17 protein-coding genes, 13 tRNA genes and 3 rRNA genes are annotated in these 19,992 nt (G+C 40.5%); 29 read left to right on the top strand and 4 right to left on the bottom strand.

What is annotated here, in order from left to right; genetic code table 11:
* The first annotated feature begins 4 nt into the window (after window positions 1-4).
* The 7 genes from CDZ89_RS18755 (at window position 5) to CDZ89_RS18725 (ending at window position 6,071) form a co-directional block, all read left to right on the top strand.
* Window positions 5-406 (top strand): anti-sigma regulatory factor, encoded by a 402-nt coding sequence (locus tag CDZ89_RS18755; protein WP_096155875.1) that lies wholly within the window; start codon window positions 5-7, stop codon window positions 404-406.
* Between the two features lie 15 nt (window positions 407-421).
* Window positions 422-1,429 (top strand): PP2C family protein-serine/threonine phosphatase, encoded by a 1,008-nt coding sequence (locus CDZ89_RS18750; protein WP_096155874.1) that lies wholly within the window; start codon window positions 422-424, stop codon window positions 1,427-1,429.
* A 111-nt stretch (window positions 1,430-1,540) separates the two neighbouring features.
* Entirely contained in the window at window positions 1,541-1,849 is a 309-nt protein-coding gene (locus CDZ89_RS18745) for an anti-sigma factor antagonist (RefSeq protein WP_096155873.1), read from the top strand.
* Window positions 1,850-1,871: 22 nt separating this feature from the next.
* Entirely contained in the window at window positions 1,872-2,348 is a 477-nt protein-coding gene (gene rsbW / locus CDZ89_RS18740) for an anti-sigma B factor RsbW (RefSeq protein ID WP_096155872.1), read from the top strand.
* On the top strand, window positions 2,323-3,108 hold the full coding sequence (gene sigB, locus CDZ89_RS18735; protein WP_096155871.1) for an RNA polymerase sigma factor SigB: 786 nt from the start codon (window positions 2,323-2,325) through the stop codon (window positions 3,106-3,108). Before rsbW ends, sigB begins: the two co-directional genes overlap by 26 nt.
* Entirely contained in the window at window positions 3,105-3,704 is a 600-nt protein-coding gene (locus CDZ89_RS18730) for a PP2C family serine/threonine-protein phosphatase (RefSeq protein ID WP_096155870.1), read from the top strand. Before sigB ends, CDZ89_RS18730 begins: the two co-directional genes overlap by 4 nt.
* Before the next feature lie 183 nt (window positions 3,705-3,887).
* Complete coding sequence (locus tag CDZ89_RS18725; protein ID WP_100334208.1) at window positions 3,888-6,071, top strand: Tex family protein; 2,184 nt, start codon at window positions 3,888-3,890, stop codon at window positions 6,069-6,071.
* A 49-nt stretch (window positions 6,072-6,120) separates the two neighbouring features.
* Here the strand turns inward: CDZ89_RS18725 and cmpA are convergent, their stop codons facing one another.
* Window positions 6,121-6,231, bottom strand: coding sequence for a cortex morphogenetic protein CmpA (gene cmpA, locus CDZ89_RS18720; RefSeq protein WP_096155868.1), 111 nt, complete (start codon window positions 6,229-6,231; stop codon window positions 6,121-6,123).
* 87 nt (window positions 6,232-6,318) lie between these two features.
* Here cmpA and CDZ89_RS18715 point away from each other — a divergent pair, with 87 nt between their 5' ends.
* From CDZ89_RS18715 to CDZ89_RS18635, 17 genes are all read left to right on the top strand, one after another.
* The gene (locus tag CDZ89_RS18715; protein WP_096155867.1) at window positions 6,319-6,774 is read left to right on the top strand and encodes a SprT family protein; all 456 of its coding nucleotides are present in this window, start codon (window positions 6,319-6,321) and stop codon (window positions 6,772-6,774) included.
* 196 nt (window positions 6,775-6,970) lie between these two features.
* Window positions 6,971-7,045: transfer RNA gene (locus tag CDZ89_RS18710), tRNA-Asn, on the top strand.
* A gap of 5 nt (window positions 7,046-7,050) precedes the next feature.
* Window positions 7,051-7,141: transfer RNA gene (locus CDZ89_RS18705), tRNA-Ser, on the top strand.
* Between the two features lie 8 nt (window positions 7,142-7,149).
* A tRNA-Glu gene (locus CDZ89_RS18700) sits at window positions 7,150-7,221 on the top strand.
* A gap of 51 nt (window positions 7,222-7,272) precedes the next feature.
* Window positions 7,273-7,348: transfer RNA gene (locus CDZ89_RS18695), tRNA-Val, on the top strand.
* Between the two features lie 102 nt (window positions 7,349-7,450).
* Window positions 7,451-7,526 (top strand) — tRNA-Asp (locus tag CDZ89_RS18690).
* Between the two features lie 30 nt (window positions 7,527-7,556).
* Window positions 7,557-7,631 (top strand) — tRNA-Gln (locus tag CDZ89_RS18685).
* 27 nt (window positions 7,632-7,658) lie between these two features.
* Window positions 7,659-7,742: transfer RNA gene (locus CDZ89_RS18680), tRNA-Leu, on the top strand.
* Window positions 7,743-7,748: 6 nt separating this feature from the next.
* Window positions 7,749-7,832 (top strand) — tRNA-Leu (locus CDZ89_RS18675).
* Between the two features lie 95 nt (window positions 7,833-7,927).
* Window positions 7,928-8,004 (top strand) — tRNA-Arg (locus CDZ89_RS18670).
* Window positions 8,005-8,043: 39 nt separating this feature from the next.
* A tRNA-Pro gene (locus tag CDZ89_RS18665) sits at window positions 8,044-8,117 on the top strand.
* Between the two features lie 14 nt (window positions 8,118-8,131).
* Window positions 8,132-8,205 (top strand) — tRNA-Gly (locus tag CDZ89_RS18660).
* Between the two features lie 121 nt (window positions 8,206-8,326).
* Window positions 8,327-9,880: ribosomal RNA gene (locus tag CDZ89_RS18655) — 16S ribosomal RNA — on the top strand.
* 188 nt (window positions 9,881-10,068) lie between these two features.
* A 23S ribosomal RNA gene (locus CDZ89_RS18650) occupies window positions 10,069-12,999 on the top strand.
* A gap of 79 nt (window positions 13,000-13,078) precedes the next feature.
* A 5S ribosomal RNA gene (gene rrf / locus CDZ89_RS18645) occupies window positions 13,079-13,195 on the top strand.
* The 16S, 23S and 5S rRNA genes sit together here with 13 tRNA genes alongside, the layout of an rRNA operon.
* Window positions 13,196-13,371: 176 nt before the next feature.
* A tRNA-Met gene (locus CDZ89_RS18640) sits at window positions 13,372-13,448 on the top strand.
* A 3-nt stretch (window positions 13,449-13,451) separates the two neighbouring features.
* Window positions 13,452-13,527, top strand: a tRNA-Asp gene (locus CDZ89_RS18635).
* Window positions 13,528-13,804: 277 nt separating this feature from the next.
* Here CDZ89_RS18635 and CDZ89_RS18630 read toward each other — a convergent pair.
* From CDZ89_RS18630 to CDZ89_RS18620, 3 genes are all read right to left on the bottom strand, one after another.
* Window positions 13,805-14,230, bottom strand: coding sequence for a DUF1801 domain-containing protein (locus CDZ89_RS18630; protein ID WP_096155866.1), 426 nt, complete (start codon window positions 14,228-14,230; stop codon window positions 13,805-13,807).
* Between the two features lie 25 nt (window positions 14,231-14,255).
* A complete protein-coding gene (locus tag CDZ89_RS18625; protein ID WP_096155865.1) occupies window positions 14,256-14,723 on the bottom strand; it encodes a GNAT family N-acetyltransferase in 468 nt (155 codons plus the stop codon).
* A 64-nt stretch (window positions 14,724-14,787) separates the two neighbouring features.
* A complete protein-coding gene (locus tag CDZ89_RS18620) occupies window positions 14,788-15,720 on the bottom strand; it encodes a DUF2268 domain-containing putative Zn-dependent protease (RefSeq protein WP_157842800.1) in 933 nt (310 codons plus the stop codon).
* Between the two features lie 274 nt (window positions 15,721-15,994).
* On the opposite strand from CDZ89_RS18620, the gene thiL reads away from it, so the two are divergent.
* Genes thiL through tsaD form a run of 5 tightly spaced genes read left to right on the top strand, consistent with a single transcriptional unit; the run spans window position 15,995 to window position 19,617 of the window.
* Complete coding sequence (gene thiL, locus CDZ89_RS18615) at window positions 15,995-16,978, top strand: thiamine-phosphate kinase (RefSeq protein ID WP_100334207.1); 984 nt, start codon at window positions 15,995-15,997, stop codon at window positions 16,976-16,978.
* Between the two features lie 12 nt (window positions 16,979-16,990).
* Complete coding sequence (tsaE, locus tag CDZ89_RS18610) at window positions 16,991-17,449, top strand: tRNA (adenosine(37)-N6)-threonylcarbamoyltransferase complex ATPase subunit type 1 TsaE (RefSeq protein ID WP_096155862.1); 459 nt, start codon at window positions 16,991-16,993, stop codon at window positions 17,447-17,449.
* Complete coding sequence (tsaB, locus tag CDZ89_RS18605) at window positions 17,446-18,138, top strand: tRNA (adenosine(37)-N6)-threonylcarbamoyltransferase complex dimerization subunit type 1 TsaB (RefSeq protein WP_100334206.1); 693 nt, start codon at window positions 17,446-17,448, stop codon at window positions 18,136-18,138. The genes tsaE and tsaB overlap by 4 nt, the downstream gene beginning before the upstream one ends.
* A gap of 10 nt (window positions 18,139-18,148) precedes the next feature.
* The gene (rimI, locus tag CDZ89_RS18600; protein ID WP_096155860.1) at window positions 18,149-18,595 is read left to right on the top strand and encodes a ribosomal protein S18-alanine N-acetyltransferase; all 447 of its coding nucleotides are present in this window, start codon (window positions 18,149-18,151) and stop codon (window positions 18,593-18,595) included.
* Window positions 18,592-19,617: a tRNA (adenosine(37)-N6)-threonylcarbamoyltransferase complex transferase subunit TsaD gene (gene tsaD, locus CDZ89_RS18595; RefSeq protein WP_176483784.1), complete on the top strand. Its 1,026-nt coding sequence runs from the start codon at window positions 18,592-18,594 to the stop codon at window positions 19,615-19,617. The genes rimI and tsaD overlap by 4 nt, the downstream gene beginning before the upstream one ends.
* Window positions 19,618-19,992 lie beyond the last annotated feature (375 nt).

Here is a 19,992-nt window from a genome sequence, read left to right as displayed (position 1 = left end):
AAGTATGACTGTCCAATCCTGTGTGACGATAAGAAATGAGTGGGATATCGTTGCTGCTCGCCAAATGGGGAGGAACGTTGCAAAAGACCTCGGCTTTGGAACGGTAGACCAAGCGAGAATAACAACGGCAATCTCTGAATTAGCTAGAAATATTTATTTATATGCAGGAGCTGGCTCTATCTGTATAGAGGAAATTAATGAATACGGAAAGACAGGAGTACGTGTTATCGCTTCCGATGAAGGGCCAGGTATTGCTGATATTAGATTAGTAATGGAAGATGGTTATTCTACTTCTGGTGGACTTGGTGCAGGGTTGCCTGGTGTGAAAAGATTAATGGACACGTTCCAGATTGACTCTACAGTAGGAACTGGTACTAGGATTGATGCGATGAAGTGGGTGCGTTAAAGGAGGTAAATGCCTATGCAGTACGAGAAATTACAAGATGTTTATAAGCAAATACTTTCTTCATACATAGAAAGCCAAACAGAAGAAGTGCTGTACCAGGGGCAAGAACTCAGTAAAAAAATGCTAACGGATAAAATTTCACCTGAAGAACTAATTTCTGTTCATAAAAAAATAATCGAAGAAGTTTGTCCTCATGTTTCAGAAGATATATTACATTCATTAGACTTTTTGTTGGAAGTAATGATTGGTTATGGGATAGCCTATCGTGAACATCAAAATTTAAGGCATCGCCAACGAGAAATGGAGTCGGAAATCGAAATAGCCGCTAATGTACAACAAACGCTTTTAGAAACAAAAATCCCGAATATTCCATCTGTAGAAATTGGAGCAATTAATGTCCCAGCAAAACATATGAGTGGGGATTATTATCACTTTGTGCAAGATGACTTTGATTCTTTTAGTGTCGCGGTAGCAGATGTTATCGGAAAAGGGATACCTGCAGCCATGTGTATGTCTATGATTAAGTACGCAATGGATAGCTTGCCTGATGTGAGGAAAGATCCAAGCTATATTCTTAGTAACATAAATAGAGTGGTTGAACAAAATGTGGATGCTGGAATGTTTATTACGATGTTATATGGAACATACGATTGGAAGAGGCACATCTTCACTTATGCATCAGCAGGGCATGAACCACCTTTGTTATATAAAGCAAAGGATGGCACATTCACAGAACTTCAAGCTAAAGGTCTAGTGCTTGGAATAGATATAAACGCTAAATATACTCAATATGAACAAAAGGTTGAGATAGATGATATGATCGTTCTTTTTACAGATGGAGTTACGGAGTGTAGAACAGAACAAGATTTTATTAGTATGGATACTATAAATAACCTCATAAGGAAGTATATTGCGTTACCACCCCAAGCGTTGGTTGAACTCGTCTATAGAGATTTGGAAAAACTCCAAGACTTTCAATTGCGTGATGACTTTACTTTAATTATTTTAAAAAGAAATGTTTAAGATAAATAAAAGTGGGTATTTAAATAGTGGGCTAATGCTTACGGATGATTATTTATAGAGAAAATAGTTGTTATCATTATTCATAGACATAAAAAACATGGGGTGAACTGTATGAGTATGGATATAAAGATTAATGAAAGTAATAAGAGTATTTTTGTTGAAGTATCAGGAGAAATTGATGCTTACACAACTCCACAGGTGAAAGAAAAAGTTTCGCCATTATTAGAGGATTTTGGTGGAGAAATAACATTTGATTTAACGAACGTTATCTATATGGATAGCACAGGACTTGGAATGTTCGTTGGATTCTTTAAAAAAGTTAAAAGTAACAATGGAACTTTCAGGTTAGAAGGGTTATCTGATAGGTTGAAGCGTTTATTTGATATAACAGGACTCGCAAGTATTATGGAGATAAAATAAGGTCGTCAAAGGTGGGGGAACAATGAACCGAGCATATGACTATATAGAAATGCTTTTTCCAGCAAGAGCAGAATATGTTGGAGTTATTAGATTATCTTTATCAGGAATTGCCAACCGAATGGGCTTTTCTTATGATGAGATTGAAGACATGAAAATTGCATTAAGTGAAGCGTGTACGAATGCGGTTGAACACGCTTATAAAGGAAAAGAGAATGGCAGTATTAGAATAGGCTTTGGTATCTACTCAAATCGTTTAGAATTAATCGTAGCTGATAATGGAGATAGCTTTAATTTTGAAGCGGTAAAAGAAGAGTTAGGTCCATATTCGAAATCCCAACCGGTAGAAACTTTGCCAGAAGGAGGTTTAGGGTTATTCCTAATCCAGACATTGATGGATGATGTGAAAGTTCACAACCATCAAGGTGTAACAGTCTTCATGACAAAGTACCGACAAGGAGAGCAGGTGGAAAGGGATGCAGAAGCGATCTCAGCCCAATAAAATAGATGTCAACGAACTGTTAGAACGCTATCAACAAAGTGCTTGCGAAGAGTCTCAATTAATTTTGGTAGAAAATTACAAGCAATTAGTAGAAGCGTTAGCTCGTAAATATTCTAGAGGGAAATCGTTCCAAGAAGACCTCTCACAAGTAGGGATGATTGGTCTTTTAGGGGCAATGAAACGTTATGATGCTTCATTCGGTAGAAGTTTTGAAGCTTTTGCTGTACCAACGATAATTGGAGAAATCAAAAGGTTTTTGCGAGATAAAACGTGGAGCGTACATGTTCCAAGAAGAATTAAAGAGATTGGTCCTAAAATAAAATCAGCTGTAGAAACGTTAACGAACGAACTTCAACGTTCGCCAAAAGTAGTCGAAATAGCTGATTATTTAGAAGTGACAGAAGAAGAAGTACTAGAAGCGATGGAGATGAGTCAAAATTATCAAGCACTTTCTGTTGATAATGCAATTGAGGCGGATTCAGATGGAAGTACAGTAACTATTCTAGATATTGTAGGAAGTCAAGAATCCGGTTATGAAAAAATAGATCAAAAATTGTTGCTTCAGAAAGTATTTCATGTACTAAGTGAACGAGAAAAGCAAATTATTGAATGTACATTCTTCTTAAATATGAGTCAGAAGGAAACAGGTGACAAGCTAGAGATATCTCAAATGCATGTTTCGAGATTACAAAGAAAAGCGTTAACGAAATTGAAAGATGCTATATCAAAAGAAAACCTTAACTCGGAGATTCTTACATGATCGAACAGTATAAAGGGAACAGGTATACAGTTAATGCTTATCAAATAGCTAAAAAAGGTATGTATTTTTGTGGAGATAGTTACTACATAACTGCAGCGGATGATTATTTCTTATGTGTTTTAGCGGATGGGCTAGGAAGTGGAGAACATGCACATGAAGCTTCACAAGCAGTAATCACCGCTGTGCAGAATGTAGTGAATGAGGATGTTTCTGCGTTAATCAGTAAATGTAATGAAGCGTTGAAAAATAAACGAGGCGCTGCTGTCTCTATTTTAAAAGTGAATTATAGGAAAGAGGAAGTAGAGTACTGTAGTGTAGGAAACATACGCTTTTTTCTTTATCCTCCCTCAGAAAAATTAATCTATCCTCTACCTGTAAAAGGTTACTTATCAGGTAAGCCTCAATCATTTAAAATCCATAGATTTCCTTTTGAAAAAAATATGAAGTTTTTCCTATTTTCAGATGGGATAAATATACCTTCTGTTAAATCGTACATTAAATCTGTACCATCTGCTGATTCTTTATCTGAGATAGTGAATAAATTTTCTAGCACAGGAATGGACGATGTTACGTTAATCGCTGGAGAAATGATATAATGAAACAAGACTAACGCTTAGGTGTTAGTCTTGTTTTTAGTTTTTGGTTTTGTTTATGGTTAGTATTGATTTTTATACATAATAAGCGGAGTCTTGCGCGGAAATCAACTGCGGCGTTTAACAGAGCCTAGTTTTATGCGATATAGGATAATATAATTGAATAAATGATTGGAGGAGTTATGATTGGACTGGAATGAACGTAATGAAACTTTATTAGTAAAAGTATCAGCACAAGTAAATATACCAAAAAACAAAGTAAAAACTGTCATTGATTTAATGGATGATGGGAATACAGTACCGTTTATTGCTCGCTATCGTAAAGAACAAACAGGTGCGCTAGATGAAGTTCAGATAAAAGAGATTGCAGAAAAATGGCAATACGTTCTAAATTTAGAAACGCGGAAAGAAGAAGTTGTCCGCTTAATTGAAGAACAAGGCAAATTAACAGAAGAACTAAAAAAAGATATTCTGAGAGCTGAAAAGCTCCAACAAGTGGAAGATTTATATCGTCCATATAAACAAAAACGTAGAACAAAAGCTACTGTTGCGAAAGAAAAAGGTTTAGAGCCACTAGCAGAATGGTTGTTAACTTTCCCGTTGCAAGTAGATGTACTTCAAAACGCAGAGAAATTCATTAATGAAGACAAAGAAGTAATGTCTGCAGAGGAAGCGATACAAGGGGCAAAAGATATAATAGCGGAGATAATATCAGACGAAGCTGCCTTTAGGCAATGGATTCGTGATATAACCTTCAAACAAGGTTCCATCATATCAACTGTAAAGAACGAAGAGAAAGACGAGAAAAAAGTATTCTCTATGTACTATGAATATGAAGAACCAGTAATAAAGATTTTGCCACACCGAGTTCTAGCGTTAAATAGAGGCGAAAAAGAAGAGATACTTCGTATAGGTCTTCAAGTGCCAACTGACAAAATCATTACGTACATAAAAAAACGTGTCATAAAAAAAGACCATTCCCCAGTAGTATCTTACGTAGCAGAAGCGATAGAAGATGCATTTAAACGATTAATAGAACCTTCTATAGAGCGAGAAATTAGAAAAGAATTAACGGAAAAAGCGGAAGGACAAGCAATTCATATTTTTGCAGAGAATTTACGAAAACTACTATTACAACCACCGTTAAAAGGTAAAGTCGTACTAGGAGTAGATCCGGCGTTTCGTACTGGTTGTAAGATGGCGGTGGTAGACGAAACAGGAAAAGTATTAGAGATAAGTGTCATCTATCCACACGCACCTCAAAATAAAAGAGCAGAAGCTAAAGAGAAAATTGTAAAAACTATTCATAAACATAAAGCAGAAGTAGTTGCTGTTGGTAATGGAACGGCATCTCGTGAAACGGAGCAATTAATTGCTGAAGTATTAAAAGAAAATGAATTGTCTACTTCATATCTTATCGTTAATGAAGCAGGAGCAAGTGTATATTCTGCCTCTGATTTGGCAAGAGAAGAATTCCCGAACTTGCAAGTAGAAGAAAGAAGTGCGATTTCCATTGCAAGAAGATTACAAGATCCTCTTGCAGAACTAGTGAAAATTGACCCGAAATCTGTTGGAGTAGGGCAATATCAGCATGATGTTACACAAAAAAGACTAGCAGGATCGTTAAACTTCGTAGTGGAGACAGTTGTTAACCGAGTAGGAGTAAATGTAAACACAGCATCTTCTTCTTTACTACAATATGTAGCGGGCTTATCCAAAACTGTTGCAAATAATATGGTTAAACAAAGAGAAGAAAACGGTAAATTTACAAGTAGGGCACAATTAAAGAAAATACCTAGACTAGGTGCAAAAACATACGAACAATGTATCGGATTTTTAAGGATTGTGGATGGAAAGAATCCGTTAGACCGTACGGCAATACACCCTGAAAGTTATCCAATCGTAGAAAAACTGTTAGAAAAATTGGAGATGAAAAATTCTGATATCGGATCTGCTCCGTTACAACAAGCATTAAGTGAACTTGATGTCACGGAAACTGCAATACAGTTTGAAATTGGAGAAGTAACGTTAACTGATATAATGGAATCTCTAGTGCGTCCAGAACGTGACCCGCGTGATAATATGCCAAAACCTCTTCTAAAACAAGATGTTTTACAATTAGAAGATTTGCAAAAAGGATTAGAACTAGAAGGTACTGTTCGAAACGTAGTGGATTTCGGTGCATTTATTGATATTGGTGTAAAACAGGATGGCCTCGTGCACATTTCGAAACTAAGCAACCAATTTGTTAAGCATCCATTAGATATCGTTTCTGTAGGGGATATTGTTACAGTATGGGTAGAAGATGTTGATAAAACAAAAGGTAGAGTTGCCTTAACAATGTTACAACCAGAAAAACAAGAAGTATAACTACAGAAAACGTGAGAATACCATTCGCACGTTCCCCTTTCAGAAATGATTACTTTTTCTTTTTGTAATAAAAGAACCAACATTGATTTAACATCTTTATTTGGTACCTATCTTTTTCTAAATAAGCTCTCTGTATTTGATTTTTAAACCATGTAGGCATTAGATGATACCTCCCTTTTCATAGCTTCGGTTGAGAGTAGTATCATCTTATGCTGGAATTAATTTTTTGTTAAACTTGGGGGAACACATGAAAAACAGTGAACTACAAAAACTAGTGGAAGACATTTCGCTTAAAGATTTTCAGATGCCTTTTAGACATAGAGCCTACTTTAATCCACGATTAAAAACAACCGGTGGAAGGTATTTAACAGTAAGTCACAATATTGATATAAATAAAAAGTATTATGAAGCATTTGGCATGGAAGAGTTAGTTGGGATAATAAAACATGAACTATGCCATTACCATCTTCATATCCAAGGGAAGGGTTATAAACACCGTGATGCGGATTTTCGGAATTTATTAAAACAAGTTGGTGCTCCGAGATTTTGCTCTTCTATACCTATTGAAAAAGGGAATAGAGAAGTGAAGTTTACATTTTATCAATGTATCGATTGCTCCACTCTTTATAAGAGGAAAAGAAGAATCAATACAGAAAAATATGTGTGTGGAAAATGTAGAGGGAAACTTCAAGAGAGTCAATAAGTGTTGTTGACACATTTCCTATTCTATGATAATTTATTTAAGTCGCTAAGATGCATTTGATATGATGAGCGACGTTAAAAAATATGCTCTATGAAATAATAATCTGCTTGACTTTTTTTGTTAGTCTAATTAAAATGAAAGAAGTCGCATAAAAGATATTTCGATTCAATAAATGTGACCGTATCAATTTTATTAATCCACCATAGCTCAGCGGTAGAGCATTCGGCTGTTAACCGAAGGGTCGTAGGTTCGAATCCTACTGGTGGAGCCATATATGGGGAAGTACTCAAGTGGCTGAAGAGGCGCCCCTGCTAAGGGTGTAGGTCGTGTAAGCGGCGCGAGGGTTCAAATCCCTCCTTCTCCGCCATATAAAATGGCCCGTTGGTCAAGCGGTTAAGACACCGCCCTTTCACGGCGGTAACACGGGTTCGAATCCCGTACGGGTCATCACAAATAATGGGAAGCAAACATTAATGTTTGCCTCCCATTTCTATCCTAGGAGGATTAGCTCAGCTGGGAGAGCACCTGCCTTACAAGCAGGGGGTCGGCGGTTCGAGCCCGTCATCCTCCACCAAGATTTTTTCACGCTAGTGAAAATAATCTTCCTTCACTCACGCTAGTGAAAATAATCTTCCTTCACTCACGCTAGTGAAATAACTTTTCTTATTATAAACCTGGTCCCGTGGTGTAGCGGTTAACATGCCTGCCTGTCACGCAGGAGATCGCCGGTTCGATCCCGGTCGGGACCGCCATTTATATCTCGAATATTACCATAACAATAATGGGCTATAGCCAAGCGGTAAGGCATCGCACTTTGACTGCGACATGCGTTGGTTCGAATCCAGCTAGCCCAGCCAATTTTTAAACTAGTTATTAATTTAATAGCGGGTGTGGCGGAATTGGCAGACGCGCTAGACTTAGGATCTAGTGTCATTGACGTGGGGGTTCGAGTCCCTTCACCCGCACCAATTTATGCGGTCGTGGCGGAATGGCAGACGCGCTAGGTTGAGGGCCTAGTGGGAGGTAATCCCGTGGAGGTTCAAATCCTCTCGGCCGCACTTTAAATAAAAAGTTTTTAAAAAGAGTTGACATTCTGATTTGGATTTGATACTATAGAAAAGTCGCCACTGTGGCGGTTGGTCATTTAAATAAAGCGCCCGTAGCTCAATTGGATAGAGCGTTTGACTACGGATCAAAAGGTTAGGGGTTCGAGTCCTCTCGGGCGCGCCACTTTGATTTTATGAATGCGATCCATCATTAAAGAGTTGACGGGGAGTAGCTCAGCTTGGTAGAGCACTTGGTTTGGGACCAAGGGGTCGCAGGTTCAAATCCTGTCTTCCCGATTTTAAAATTTCATGCGGGTGTAGTTTAATGGTAAAACCTCAGCCTTCCAAGCTGATGTCGTGGGTTCGATTCCCATCACCCGCTCCAATTATTATAAATGTTCTTTGAAAACTAAACAAAACAACAGCGTGTAAGTTAATCTTTAAGATTAACAACAAACGATTAATTGACATTAGTCAGCAAACATTATGAGCATAAGCTCAAACACTCTTCGGAGAGTTTGATCCTGGCTCAGGACGAACGCTGGCGGCGTGCCTAATACATGCAAGTCGAGCGAATCTGATAAAAGCTTGCTTTTGTCAGATTAGCGGCGGACGGGTGAGTAACACGTGGGCAACCTGCCTGTAAGACTGGGATAACTTCGGGAAACCGGAGCTAATACCGGATAATATAAAGAACCTCCTGGTTCTTTATTGAAAGATGGTTTCGGCTATCACTTACAGATGGGCCCGCGGCGCATTAGCTAGTTGGTGAGGTAACGGCTCACCAAGGCAACGATGCGTAGCCGACCTGAGAGGGTGATCGGCCACACTGGGACTGAGACACGGCCCAGACTCCTACGGGAGGCAGCAGTAGGGAATCTTCCACAATGGACGAAAGTCTGATGGAGCAACGCCGCGTGAGCGATGAAGGCCTTCGGGTCGTAAAGCTCTGTTGTTAGGGAAGAACAAGTACCGGAGTAACTGCCGGTACCTTGACGGTACCTAACCAGAAAGCCACGGCTAACTACGTGCCAGCAGCCGCGGTAATACGTAGGTGGCAAGCGTTGTCCGGAATTATTGGGCGTAAAGCGCGCGCAGGCGGTTTCTTAAGTCTGATGTGAAAGCCCACGGCTCAACCGTGGAGGGTCATTGGAAACTGGGAAACTTGAGTGCAGAAGAGGAAAGTGGAATTCCACGTGTAGCGGTGAAATGCGTAGAGATGTGGAGGAACACCAGTGGCGAAGGCGACTTTCTGGTCTGTAACTGACGCTGAGGCGCGAAAGCGTGGGGAGCAAACAGGATTAGATACCCTGGTAGTCCACGCCGTAAACGATGAGTGCTAAGTGTTAGGGGGTTTCCGCCCCTTAGTGCTGCAGCTAACGCATTAAGCACTCCGCCTGGGGAGTACGGTCGCAAGACTGAAACTCAAAGGAATTGACGGGGGCCCGCACAAGCGGTGGAGCATGTGGTTTAATTCGAAGCAACGCGAAGAACCTTACCAGGTCTTGACATCCTTTTGCCTTCCCTAGAGATAGGGCGTTCCCCTTCGGGGGACAAAAGTGACAGGTGGTGCATGGTTGTCGTCAGCTCGTGTCGTGAGATGTTGGGTTAAGTCCCGCAACGAGCGCAACCCTTGATCTTAGTTGCCAGCATTAAGTTGGGCACTCTAAGATGACTGCCGGTGACAAACCGGAGGAAGGTGGGGATGACGTCAAATCATCATGCCCCTTATGACCTGGGCTACACACGTGCTACAATGGACGGTACAAAGGGCAGCAAAACCGCGAGGTCGAGCCAATCCCATAAAACCGTTCTCAGTTCGGATTGTAGGCTGCAACTCGCCTACATGAAGCTGGAATCGCTAGTAATCGCGGATCAGCATGCCGCGGTGAATACGTTCCCGGGCCTTGTACACACCGCCCGTCACACCACGAGAGTTTGTAACACCCGAAGTCGGTGGGGTAACCTTTTGGAGCCAGCCGCCTAAGGTGGGACAGATGATTGGGGTGAAGTCGTAACAAGGTAGCCGTATCGGAAGGTGCGGCTGGATCACCTCCTTTCTAAGGAATAATACGCTTGTTGTTTTGTTTAGTTTTGAGAGAGCATTCCTCTTTCAAACTTTAGATAGTATAAAAGCTATCGAACCATGTTCTTTGAAAACTAGATAACATAAGTAATGTCAAGATACATCAAAAGTATCGTTCATCTTAGTAAATTTTCTTTATTAGATATCTATTCGCGATATCGAGGTTAAGTTATTAAGGGCGCACGGTGGATGCCTTGGCACTAGGAGCCGATGAAGGACGGGACTAACACCGATATGCTTTGGGGAGCTGTAAGTGAGCTTTGATCCAGAGATTTCCGAATGGGGAAACCCACTACTCGTAATGGAGTAGTATCTTTACCTGAATACATAGGGTAATGAAGGCAGACCCGGGGAACTGAAACATCTAAGTACCCGGAGGAAGAGAAAGCAAACGCGATTTCCTGAGTAGCGGCGAGCGAAACGGAATTAGCCCAAACCAAGAGGCTTGCCTCTTGGGGTTGTAGGACACTCAACATGGAGTTACAAAGGAACGGGGTAAATGAAGCGACCTGGAAAGGTCAGCCGTAGAAGGTAAAAGCCCTGTAGTTGAAACTTCGTTCCCTCCTGAGTGGATCCTGAGTACGGCGGGACACGAGAAATCCCGTCGGAAGCAGGGAGGACCATCTCCCAAGGCTAAATACTCCCTAGTGACCGATAGTGAACCAGTACCGTGAGGGAAAGGTGAAAAGCACCCCGGAAGGGGAGTGAAAAGATCCTGAAACCGTGTGCCTACAAGTAGTTAGAGCCCGTTAATGGGTGATAGCGTGCCTTTTGTAGAATGAACCGGCGAGTTACGATCCCGTGCAAGGTTAAGTCGATGAGACGGAGCCGTAGCGAAAGCGAGTCTGAATAGGGCGAATGAGTACGTGGTCGTAGACCCGAAACCAGGTGATCTACCCATGTCCAGGGTGAAGTTCAGGTAACACTGAATGGAGGCCCGAACCCACGCACGTTGAAAAGTGCGGGGATGAGGTGTGGGTAGGGGTGAAATGCCAATCGAACCTGGAGATAGCTGGTTCTCTCCGAAATAGCTTTAGGGCTAGCCTCATGTGTTAGAGTCTTGGAGGTAGAGCACTGATTGGACTAGGGGCCCTCATCGGGTTACCGAATTCAGTCAAACTCCGAATGCCAAAGACTTATCCATGGGAGTCAGACTGCGAGTGATAAGATCCGTAGTCAAGAGGGAAACAGCCCAGACCGCCAGCTAAGGTCCCAAAGTATACGTTAAGTGGAAAAGGATGTGGAGTTGCTTAGACAACCAGGATGTTGGCTTAGAAGCAGCCACCATTTAAAGAGTGCGTAATAGCTCACTGGTCGAGTGACTCTGCGCCGAAAATGTACCGGGGCTAAACGTATCACCGAAGCTGCGGACTGTTCTTACGAACAGTGGTAGGAGAGCGTTCTAAGGGCGTTGAAGCTAGACCGTAAGGACTGGTGGAGCGCTTAGAAGTGAGAATGCCGGTATGAGTAGCGAAAGATGGGTGAGAATCCCATCCACCGAATGCCTAAGGTTTCCTGAGGAAGGCTCGTCCGCTCAGGGTTAGTCAGGACCTAAGCCGAGGCCGAAAGGCGTAGGCGATGGATAACAGGTTGATATTCCTGTACCACCTTCACTCCGTTTGAGCAATGGGGGGACGCAGGAGGATAGGGTAAGCGCGCTGTTGGATATGCGCGTCCAAGCAGTAAGGCTGAGAAGTAGGCAAATCCGCTTCTCATAAAGGCTGAGCTGTGATGGCGAGGGAAATTTAGTACCGAAGTTCCTGATTTCACACTGCCAAGAAAAGCCTCTAGCGAGGAGAATGGTGCCTGTACCGCAAACCGACACAGGTAGGCGAGGAGAGAATCCTAAGGTGAGCGAGAGAACTCTGGTTAAGGAACTCGGCAAAATGACCCCGTAACTTCGGGAGAAGGGGTGCTCTGTTAGGGTGTTAAAGCCCGAGAGAGCCGCAGTGAATAGGCCCAGGCGACTGTTTAGCAAAAACACAGGTCTCTGCGAAGCCGCAAGGCGAAGTATAGGGGCTGACGCCTGCCCGGTGCTGGAAGGTTAAGGGGAGAGGTTAGCGCAAGCGAAGCTTTGAACCGAAGCCCCAGTAAACGGCGGCCGTAACTATAACGGTCCTAAGGTAGCGAAATTCCTTGTCGGGTAAGTTCCGACCCGCACGAAAGGCGTAACGATCTGGGCACTGTCTCAACCAGAGACTCGGTGAAATTATAGTACCTGTGAAGATGCAGGTTACCCGCGACAGGACGGAAAGACCCCGTGGAGCTTTACTGTAGCCTGATATTGAATTTTGGTACAGCTTGTACAGGATAGGTAGGAGCCTGAGAAGCCGGAGCGCTAGCTTCGGTGGAGGCGTCGGTGGGATACTACCCTGGCTGTATTGAAATTCTAACCCGCACCCCTAATCGGGGTGGGAGACAGTGTCAGGTGGGCAGTTTGACTGGGGCGGTCGCCTCCTAAAGAGTAACGGAGGCGCCCAAAGGTTCCCTCAGAATGGTTGGAAATCATTCGTAGAGTGTAAAGGCACAAGGGAGCTTGACTGCGAGACCTACAAGTCGAGCAGGGACGAAAGTCGGGCTTAGTGATCCGGTGGTTCCGCATGGAAGGGCCATCGCTCAACGGATAAAAGCTACCCCGGGGATAACAGGCTTATCTCCCCCAAGAGTCCACATCGACGGGGAGGTTTGGCACCTCGATGTCGGCTCATCGCATCCTGGGGCTGTAGTCGGTCCCAAGGGTTGGGCTGTTCGCCCATTAAAGCGGTACGCGAGCTGGGTTCAGAACGTCGTGAGACAGTTCGGTCCCTATCCGTCGTGGGCGCAGGAAATTTGAGAGGAGCTGTCCTTAGTACGAGAGGACCGGGATGGACGCACCGCTGGTGTACCAGTTGTCTTGCCAAAGGCATAGCTGGGTAGCTACGTGCGGACGGGATAAGTGCTGAAAGCATCTAAGCATGAAGCCCCCCTCAAGATGAGATTTCCTTTAGCGCAAGCTAGTAAGATCCCTGAAAGATGATCAGGTAGATAGGTTCGAGGTGGAAGCGTGGCGACACGTGTAGCTGACGAATACTAATAGATCGAGGACTTAACCAAATTAGAACGATACAATCACTTTCTTGACAGGAAAACATGTTATCTAGTTTTGAAGGAACATCCTTCAAAATATCATATGTCTGGTAATGATGGCGAAGAGGCCACACCCGTTCCCATACCGAACACGGAAGTTAAGCTCTTCAGCGCCGATGGTAGTTGGGGGCTGTCCCCCTGTGAGAGTAGGACGTTGCCAGGCTTATGTAATTAATATTATTATTATCGCGGGGTGGAGCAACGAGCGTTACTCCTTGAATAATCTGCGAGTTGTCCCGACGCATTCACTTCTATGAATTTGCTAGAAGAGGAAGGGACAGTCAGTATTAACTGAGTTTAAATGCGTAAAGGAATAAAAATATTAATACTTTTTATTATCGCGGGGTGGAGCAGTCTGGTAGCTCGTCGGGCTCATAACCCGAAGGTCGTAGGTTCAAATCCTGCCCCCGCAACCAAAAGGTCCCGTGGTGTAGCGGTTAACATGCCTGCCTGTCACGCAGGAGATCGCCGGTTCGATCCCGGTCGGGACCGCCATATTTTTACTTGTACGAAACTACGTTTCGTTTTTTTTATGTCTTTTTCCCCTTATTTTAATACAATGCGCGGTTAACTACATTTAGTTAATCCTTTTTTATCCTTAGGTAAAGTCCTAAGGATTTTTTTTACTTAAAAAAATATAACTTTGTGGATGAAAAGTTATGCAGTGCTTTTCTAGTTCAGATTAATAACTTAATGTGTAAACAAATAAAGTGCGTCGTTTATGGACGCACTCCATTTTCTTTTAATCCTTTATAAGAGTGATATAAACCTTCTACTGTTGCTTAGGGTATGTAATTTTTAGAAAATCGATCGATTGGTTAATTAGTTCACGTAACACATCAACATTAATATCAGCCACCTTGTTTATATACACACAAGCTTTTCCAGTTGTATGTTTTCCTAAGCGGCTTAATAGTTCTTCTCTTCTTGTATCACCTGTTGCAAAATACAAGCTTATTTTTGCTTTTCTAGGGGAAAAGCCAACAAGAGGTGCGTCTCCTTCATGACCAGAATCATATTTATAATGATAAGAACCGAATCCGATAATACTAGGGCCCCACATTTTTGCATGACAACCAGATGTCTCAGTAAAGATATCTAATAATTTATAAGCATCCTCACGTTTCTTTGGACTATCCACATTTTCTATAAACTGTATAACACTACGATCGTTTTCTTTCGTTTTTAACTCGTACATAGCACTCTCCCTTTTATGCTTTCATTCATTTTTTCTTATAGTATACGAGAGTAGTTAATTCATTGATTTCCTTATACTCTCCAGTTTTCATATAACCCATCTTCTCATAAAGATAGCAATTTCGCTCTTCCTGTAATATAGTTGCTAAGTTCCATGTTTTTGCCTCAGGAGTTTTTTCTTCTATTATTTTAAGTACTTTTTGAGCGATGCCTTTTCCTTGATAACATGGCAAAATAAACATGGGACTAATCCACCAATTAGACGGAATCTCTGGATAAACACGAATTGCACCGATAATAGCATCTTTCCCATAAATTTTGTAAAAACTACCTGAAGGATCATTTATACGAGTAAGTACTTTATCAATCGTTTCATTTGCTGGATTAGTATGATAATCTTTATACTTTTCTAATAGGGGTAGAAAAGCCTTTATTTGTATATCATGTATTATTTCTGCATCTGAACAATTGGCTTTTTCTAATGTTATTTGCATTTGTTTTCTCCTATGAAAAATAACATCTACTGAAATTTATCAGTAGATGTCCAAAAATAGCTTATTAGTAATTGTCTGCATAGTTTCCTTGCTCGAAGATTTCCTCAGCTGAAAGCATTACCCATTCTTCCTCAGAAACGCTGCTGTTAGCTTCTAAGAAAGCCTCTACCATTTTATACCCTTCGCTATAGCCGTAGTTCGCTGGAAGCTCTCCACCGCCTCTTAAGATTTGAAGGGCTCTTTCTTCGTCAGCTTTTGTTAAGTCGCCTTCGATTTTAGACCAGTTTTCTTCTTTAAATTCAGGGTTAACTTTTACAAAAGTTACGTCAGGAAATAATGTTTTACCGAACATCGTTCCTTTTCCGTGAAGTACTAAATAATCAAGTACAGTAGATGGAGCACCATTTTTTTCTGTCCAAACGCTCTTAGGGTATTCTTTAGCAACTCCCGCCTTTACGATATCGTTGTTAAAGTTACGGTTGAATAGAACCGTAATTTTACCAGCACCAGCAGTTAAAACTACATTTTGTAATGTTTCTGTTGTAGGGAAAATACATACCGTAGTTGTACCTTCTGTTGGTAGTTTTTCAGAAGCTGCCATAAGTGCTTCTTTAATAGAGTTATTTAAATCATCGTAGTTTAAACGTTTGATAACGTCTTGTGTTGCAATACGATTTTTCGGTGCCTCTTCTGTGATGGATTTTGCTAGACTTGCATATTCTCCATCTTTGAAACACGCTTCGTTAATAGGTTCGATAACAGATGATACGTACACTTCTGTTTGCTCACTTGCCGGTACATTTCGCACTTCTTCAAAAAAAGGATTTAACAATTTATATGCATGGACAATTTGAAAACTTTGACCAGCTTCGTTTTCAAATGAAATTGCTAAGTCAGGTAAATCTCCGTTTCCTCCATTGTTTCCGTTACTTTCTGACTTACCACATGCTGATAAAAATAAAATAAGTGCAAGGATGAAAAAACTTTTTAAACGCATTACCATTCCTCCTAAATAATATTCTGTTTTAACCATTAATGATTAATATTTATTGGCTAGAATAATTATTCTACTAAAAGTTGAAAATCCCTTCTTTTTCAAAATTTTTTGACAAATTTTTTTAAGTCTATGTAACTACGTAAATTCGTATTGGTTAATGTACTAAATTAAAATGTATGTTAATACATAGGAAACAGAATGAACTGTATATTTTCTTTGTTTCCAATGTTTCGTTATAATAAGGGATAGTGGTTAAAATTTGAGGGGTGTAAACATGTCTATCTCAGATGAATTTCAATTTATAAAAAAAATACAACCAAACAATCTTTTTCATAAAGAACAAATAGTAGGAATTGGTGATGATGCAGCCATTCTTACAGTGGAAAATAGCTATGACCAAGTTATATGCGTGGACACGATGGTGGAAGATGTACATTTTGCCCATAGTACGATGGACTCCTATTCTATAGGCTATAAGGCACTAGCTTCTAATATAAGTGATATTGCAGCAATGGGTGGAATTCCTTTATATTATTTAGTTTCGATTACGATACCACCACACTGGGATGAGAATTCAATAATAGAAATCTATAAAGGTATGGAAAAGTTAGCAGTAGACTTTCAGATGGACTTAATAGGCGGTGACACCACATCTTCCTCTTCAAAGCTTGTGTTAAGTGTAACAGTAATCGGGAAAGTAGAGAAAGGAAAGAGGTTATTACGGTCTAATGCAAAACAAGGGGATGTCGTGTTTGTTTCAGGTACACTTGGAGATTCAGCTGCTGGTCTAGATTTACTATTGAAAAGTGTAAAGGATCAAGAGCCATATACTCATCTAATACGTGCTCATCAACAACCTTCCCCTAGAGTGGAATTAGGAAGGATCCTAAGCTCCTACGAACGAGTGTCCTTAAACGATATAAGTGATGGACTTGCAAGTGAATTGCTAGAAATTACCGAGGCAAGTCATGTGAATATTTATATAGAAGAAAAAAGTTTGCCTATAAGTCAACATGTCTTAGACTATAATAAATCTAATGCTTTGAAATGGGCACTGACTGGTGGAGAAGATTTCGAACTAGTTGGAACGATTTCATCTGAAGATTGGGTTAAACTACTACACATTTGTAAAGAAAAGAATATAGATATATGTAAAATTGGACAAGTAGTAGATGGTACAGGAAAAGTATTTTTGAAGAGAGATGGTAAGGTAGAAGAGCTGGAAAAATCAGGTTTTAACCATTTCCAGAATCGTTAGGAGTTGAACAAAATGAGCAAGTACGAAATACATACAACATCATCGGATGAAACGATGAAACAAGCGGAAGAGATGGCGAGATTGTTTATGGGTGGAGAGGTACTTCTGTTAGAAGGAGATTTAGGTGCTGGAAAAACTACCTTTACAAAAGGTTTAGCTAAAGGGCTAGATATTAAACGTAATGTAAATAGTCCAACCTTTACGATCATAAAAGAATATCAAGGGAGATTACCACTTTTTCATATGGATGTTTATCGATTAGAAGACAGTGATGAAGATTTAGGTTTTGATGACTATTTTTCAGGCGATGGCGTTTGTGTTGTGGAATGGGCCCAGTTTATTGAAGAATTTTTACCAAAAGAGAGATTGGAAGTCTCGATATTCCATCAAGGGGATAGTGAAAGAATGATTATTTTAGAACCTATTGGAACACGTTATGAACAATTGTGTAAGGAGTTAACAAGACAATGAAAGTATTAGCGATAGACACTTCTACTTATGTGCTTGGAATTGCAATAGTAGATAATGAAAAGGTAGTAGGTGAACTTATTACAAACTTGAAGAAGAATCATTCTTTGAGAGCAATGCCTGCAGTAGAACAGCTTATGAAAGAGTGCGGTATTACACCAAAAGATTTAGATAGAATAGTGGTGGCTAATGGCCCAGGATCCTATACTGGTGTAAGATTAGGTGTCACAATCGCAAAAACGTTAGCGTGGAGTTTAAACATTCCATTAGTTGGTGTTTCCAGTTTACAATTGTTAGCTGCAAATGGACGTTATTTTCCTGGAGTAATTTGTCCTATTATGGATGCTAGAAGAGGTCAAGTTTTTACAGGATTGTACGAATGGGAAAATGATCGGTTAGTAACAAAACGAGAAGATATCAACATTTTATTAACAGATTGGTTAGAAGAAATAAAAATGTTAAATAAAAAAGTGTTATTTATTGGTGAAGATGTGGATAAGTTTAAAGAAGTAATTCGAGGACAACTTGGTGAGATGGCACATCTGGCTTCTTTTGTTCAACATAATGGTAGGCCAAGTGAATTGTGTAAAATAGGAATGGAAATGGAGCCAACTAATGTACACCATTTTGTCCCGAATTATACTCGTTTGGCTGAAGCAGAAGCAAAATGGTTAGAAGAAAATAAAGGGTAGGTAATAATAGATGCAAACAATTGTAATAGAAAAAATGTCAGTAGAAGACATTGAAGCTGTTTATGAAGTGGAAGTGGCATCCTTTCCTACTCCTTGGACAAAAGAGGCCTTTTATTATGAAGTAACAAATAACCCGTATGCTCATTATATTGTTTTAAAAGATGGGGAGAAAGTTATTGGCTATTGTGGTATTTGGAATGTAATGGGCGATGCTCAAATAACAAATATCGCAGTACTCCCTTCTTACCGGGGTAAGAAGCTTGGGGATTTACTATTAAAAAAGGCAAAAGATATCGCAAAAGATAAAGGTGCCGATGTTTTATCATTGGAAGTAAGAGTATCGAATCATGTAGCACAAGGTTTGTATAGAAAGCACGGCTTTCAAAATGGTGGAATACGCAAACAATATTATGTAGATAACAAAGAAGATGCATTAGTGATGTGGGTGAACTTATGAATATACAAAAAGAAGAATACATTTTAGGAATTGAAACGAGTTGCGATGAAACGGCCGCGGCCATTATTAAAAATGGAAAAGAAATTGTGGCAAACGTAGTTTCATCACAAATTGAAAGTCATAAACGATTTGGTGGAGTAGTACCTGAAATTGCATCCAGACACCATGTCGAACAAGTGACTATTGTATTGGAAGAGGTAATGGAACAATCAGGTCTTACAATGGATGATATTGATGCTATTGCGGTAACAGAAGGTCCAGGACTAGTTGGGGCACTATTAGTTGGGGTTAACGCTGCTAAAGCATTAGCGTTTGCTCAAAGTAAACCGTTAGTTGGGGTGCATCATATTGCTGGTCACATTTATGCGAATCAGTTAATAACAGAATTAAAATTTCCGTTGCTAGCGTTAGTCGTTTCGGGTGGGCACACGGAGTTAGTTCATATGAAAGAGCATGGTTCTTTTGAAGTAATCGGAGAAACACGAGATGATGCAGTGGGAGAAGCATATGATAAAGTCGCGCGTACATTAGGTTTGCCATATCCAGGTGGCCCTCATGTTGATAGATTAGCTCATGAGGGAGAAGCAACGATCAACTTACCGAGAGCGTGGCTAGAAGAAGGTAGTTATGATTTTAGCTTTTCTGGATTAAAGTCAGCGGTTATAAATACGCTACATAATGCTACCCAAAAAGGAATCATGATTGAGCCGGCAAACTTAGCAGCAAGTTTTCAACAGAGCGTCATAGATGTGTTACTAACGAAAACATTAGCTGCTACAAAAGAGTATGGAGTAAATCAAGTATTGTTAGCAGGTGGAGTAGCAGCAAATAAAGGACTCCGTGCAGCATTAGAAGCAAAATTTAGTGAATTAGATGGTGTGGAGTTAGTTATTCCACCTTTATCGTTATGTACAGACAATGCAGCGATGATTGCCACGGTAGGTAGTGTCATGTATCGACTTGGAAAAAGGTCCTCCTATGATATGAATGCCAATCCAGGATTGGACTTAGAAAAAAATTAATACCTACTACACTAACAAAGAACCGGATGAATCCGGTTCTATTTAATTTCGACAAAATTCGGGTGGTGCCTGGCACTTGTAAGGTTTTGTATGTGGATAACTCTATTGTATTTATGGATAACTATTAAAACTTTGTGTATAAAACTTGTGGATAAAATAATAATTTATTGTGGATAGTGTGTATAAACCTATGGATAACTAGTAAAACCGCACTAAAATTGGTAACTTGCTTGTGGATATGTTAGTTAATATGTGAATTAACAAAAAACTACTCAAACTTATACACAAAAAAGAGCATGGCTTTTGAAATTTTCATCGCCATGCTTTTTTCGACATTTATAGTTGGTTTTCTCCAAATAGTTGCACAAGTAGATT

The organism is Bacillus alkalisoli (genome assembly GCF_002797415.1).
Taxonomy (GTDB): domain Bacteria; phylum Bacillota; class Bacilli; order Bacillales; family Bacillaceae_I; genus Bacillus_CD; species Bacillus_CD alkalisoli.
The sequence above is the reverse complement of the archived record's forward strand: the minus strand, read 5'-3'. Positions and strand labels throughout refer to the sequence as shown.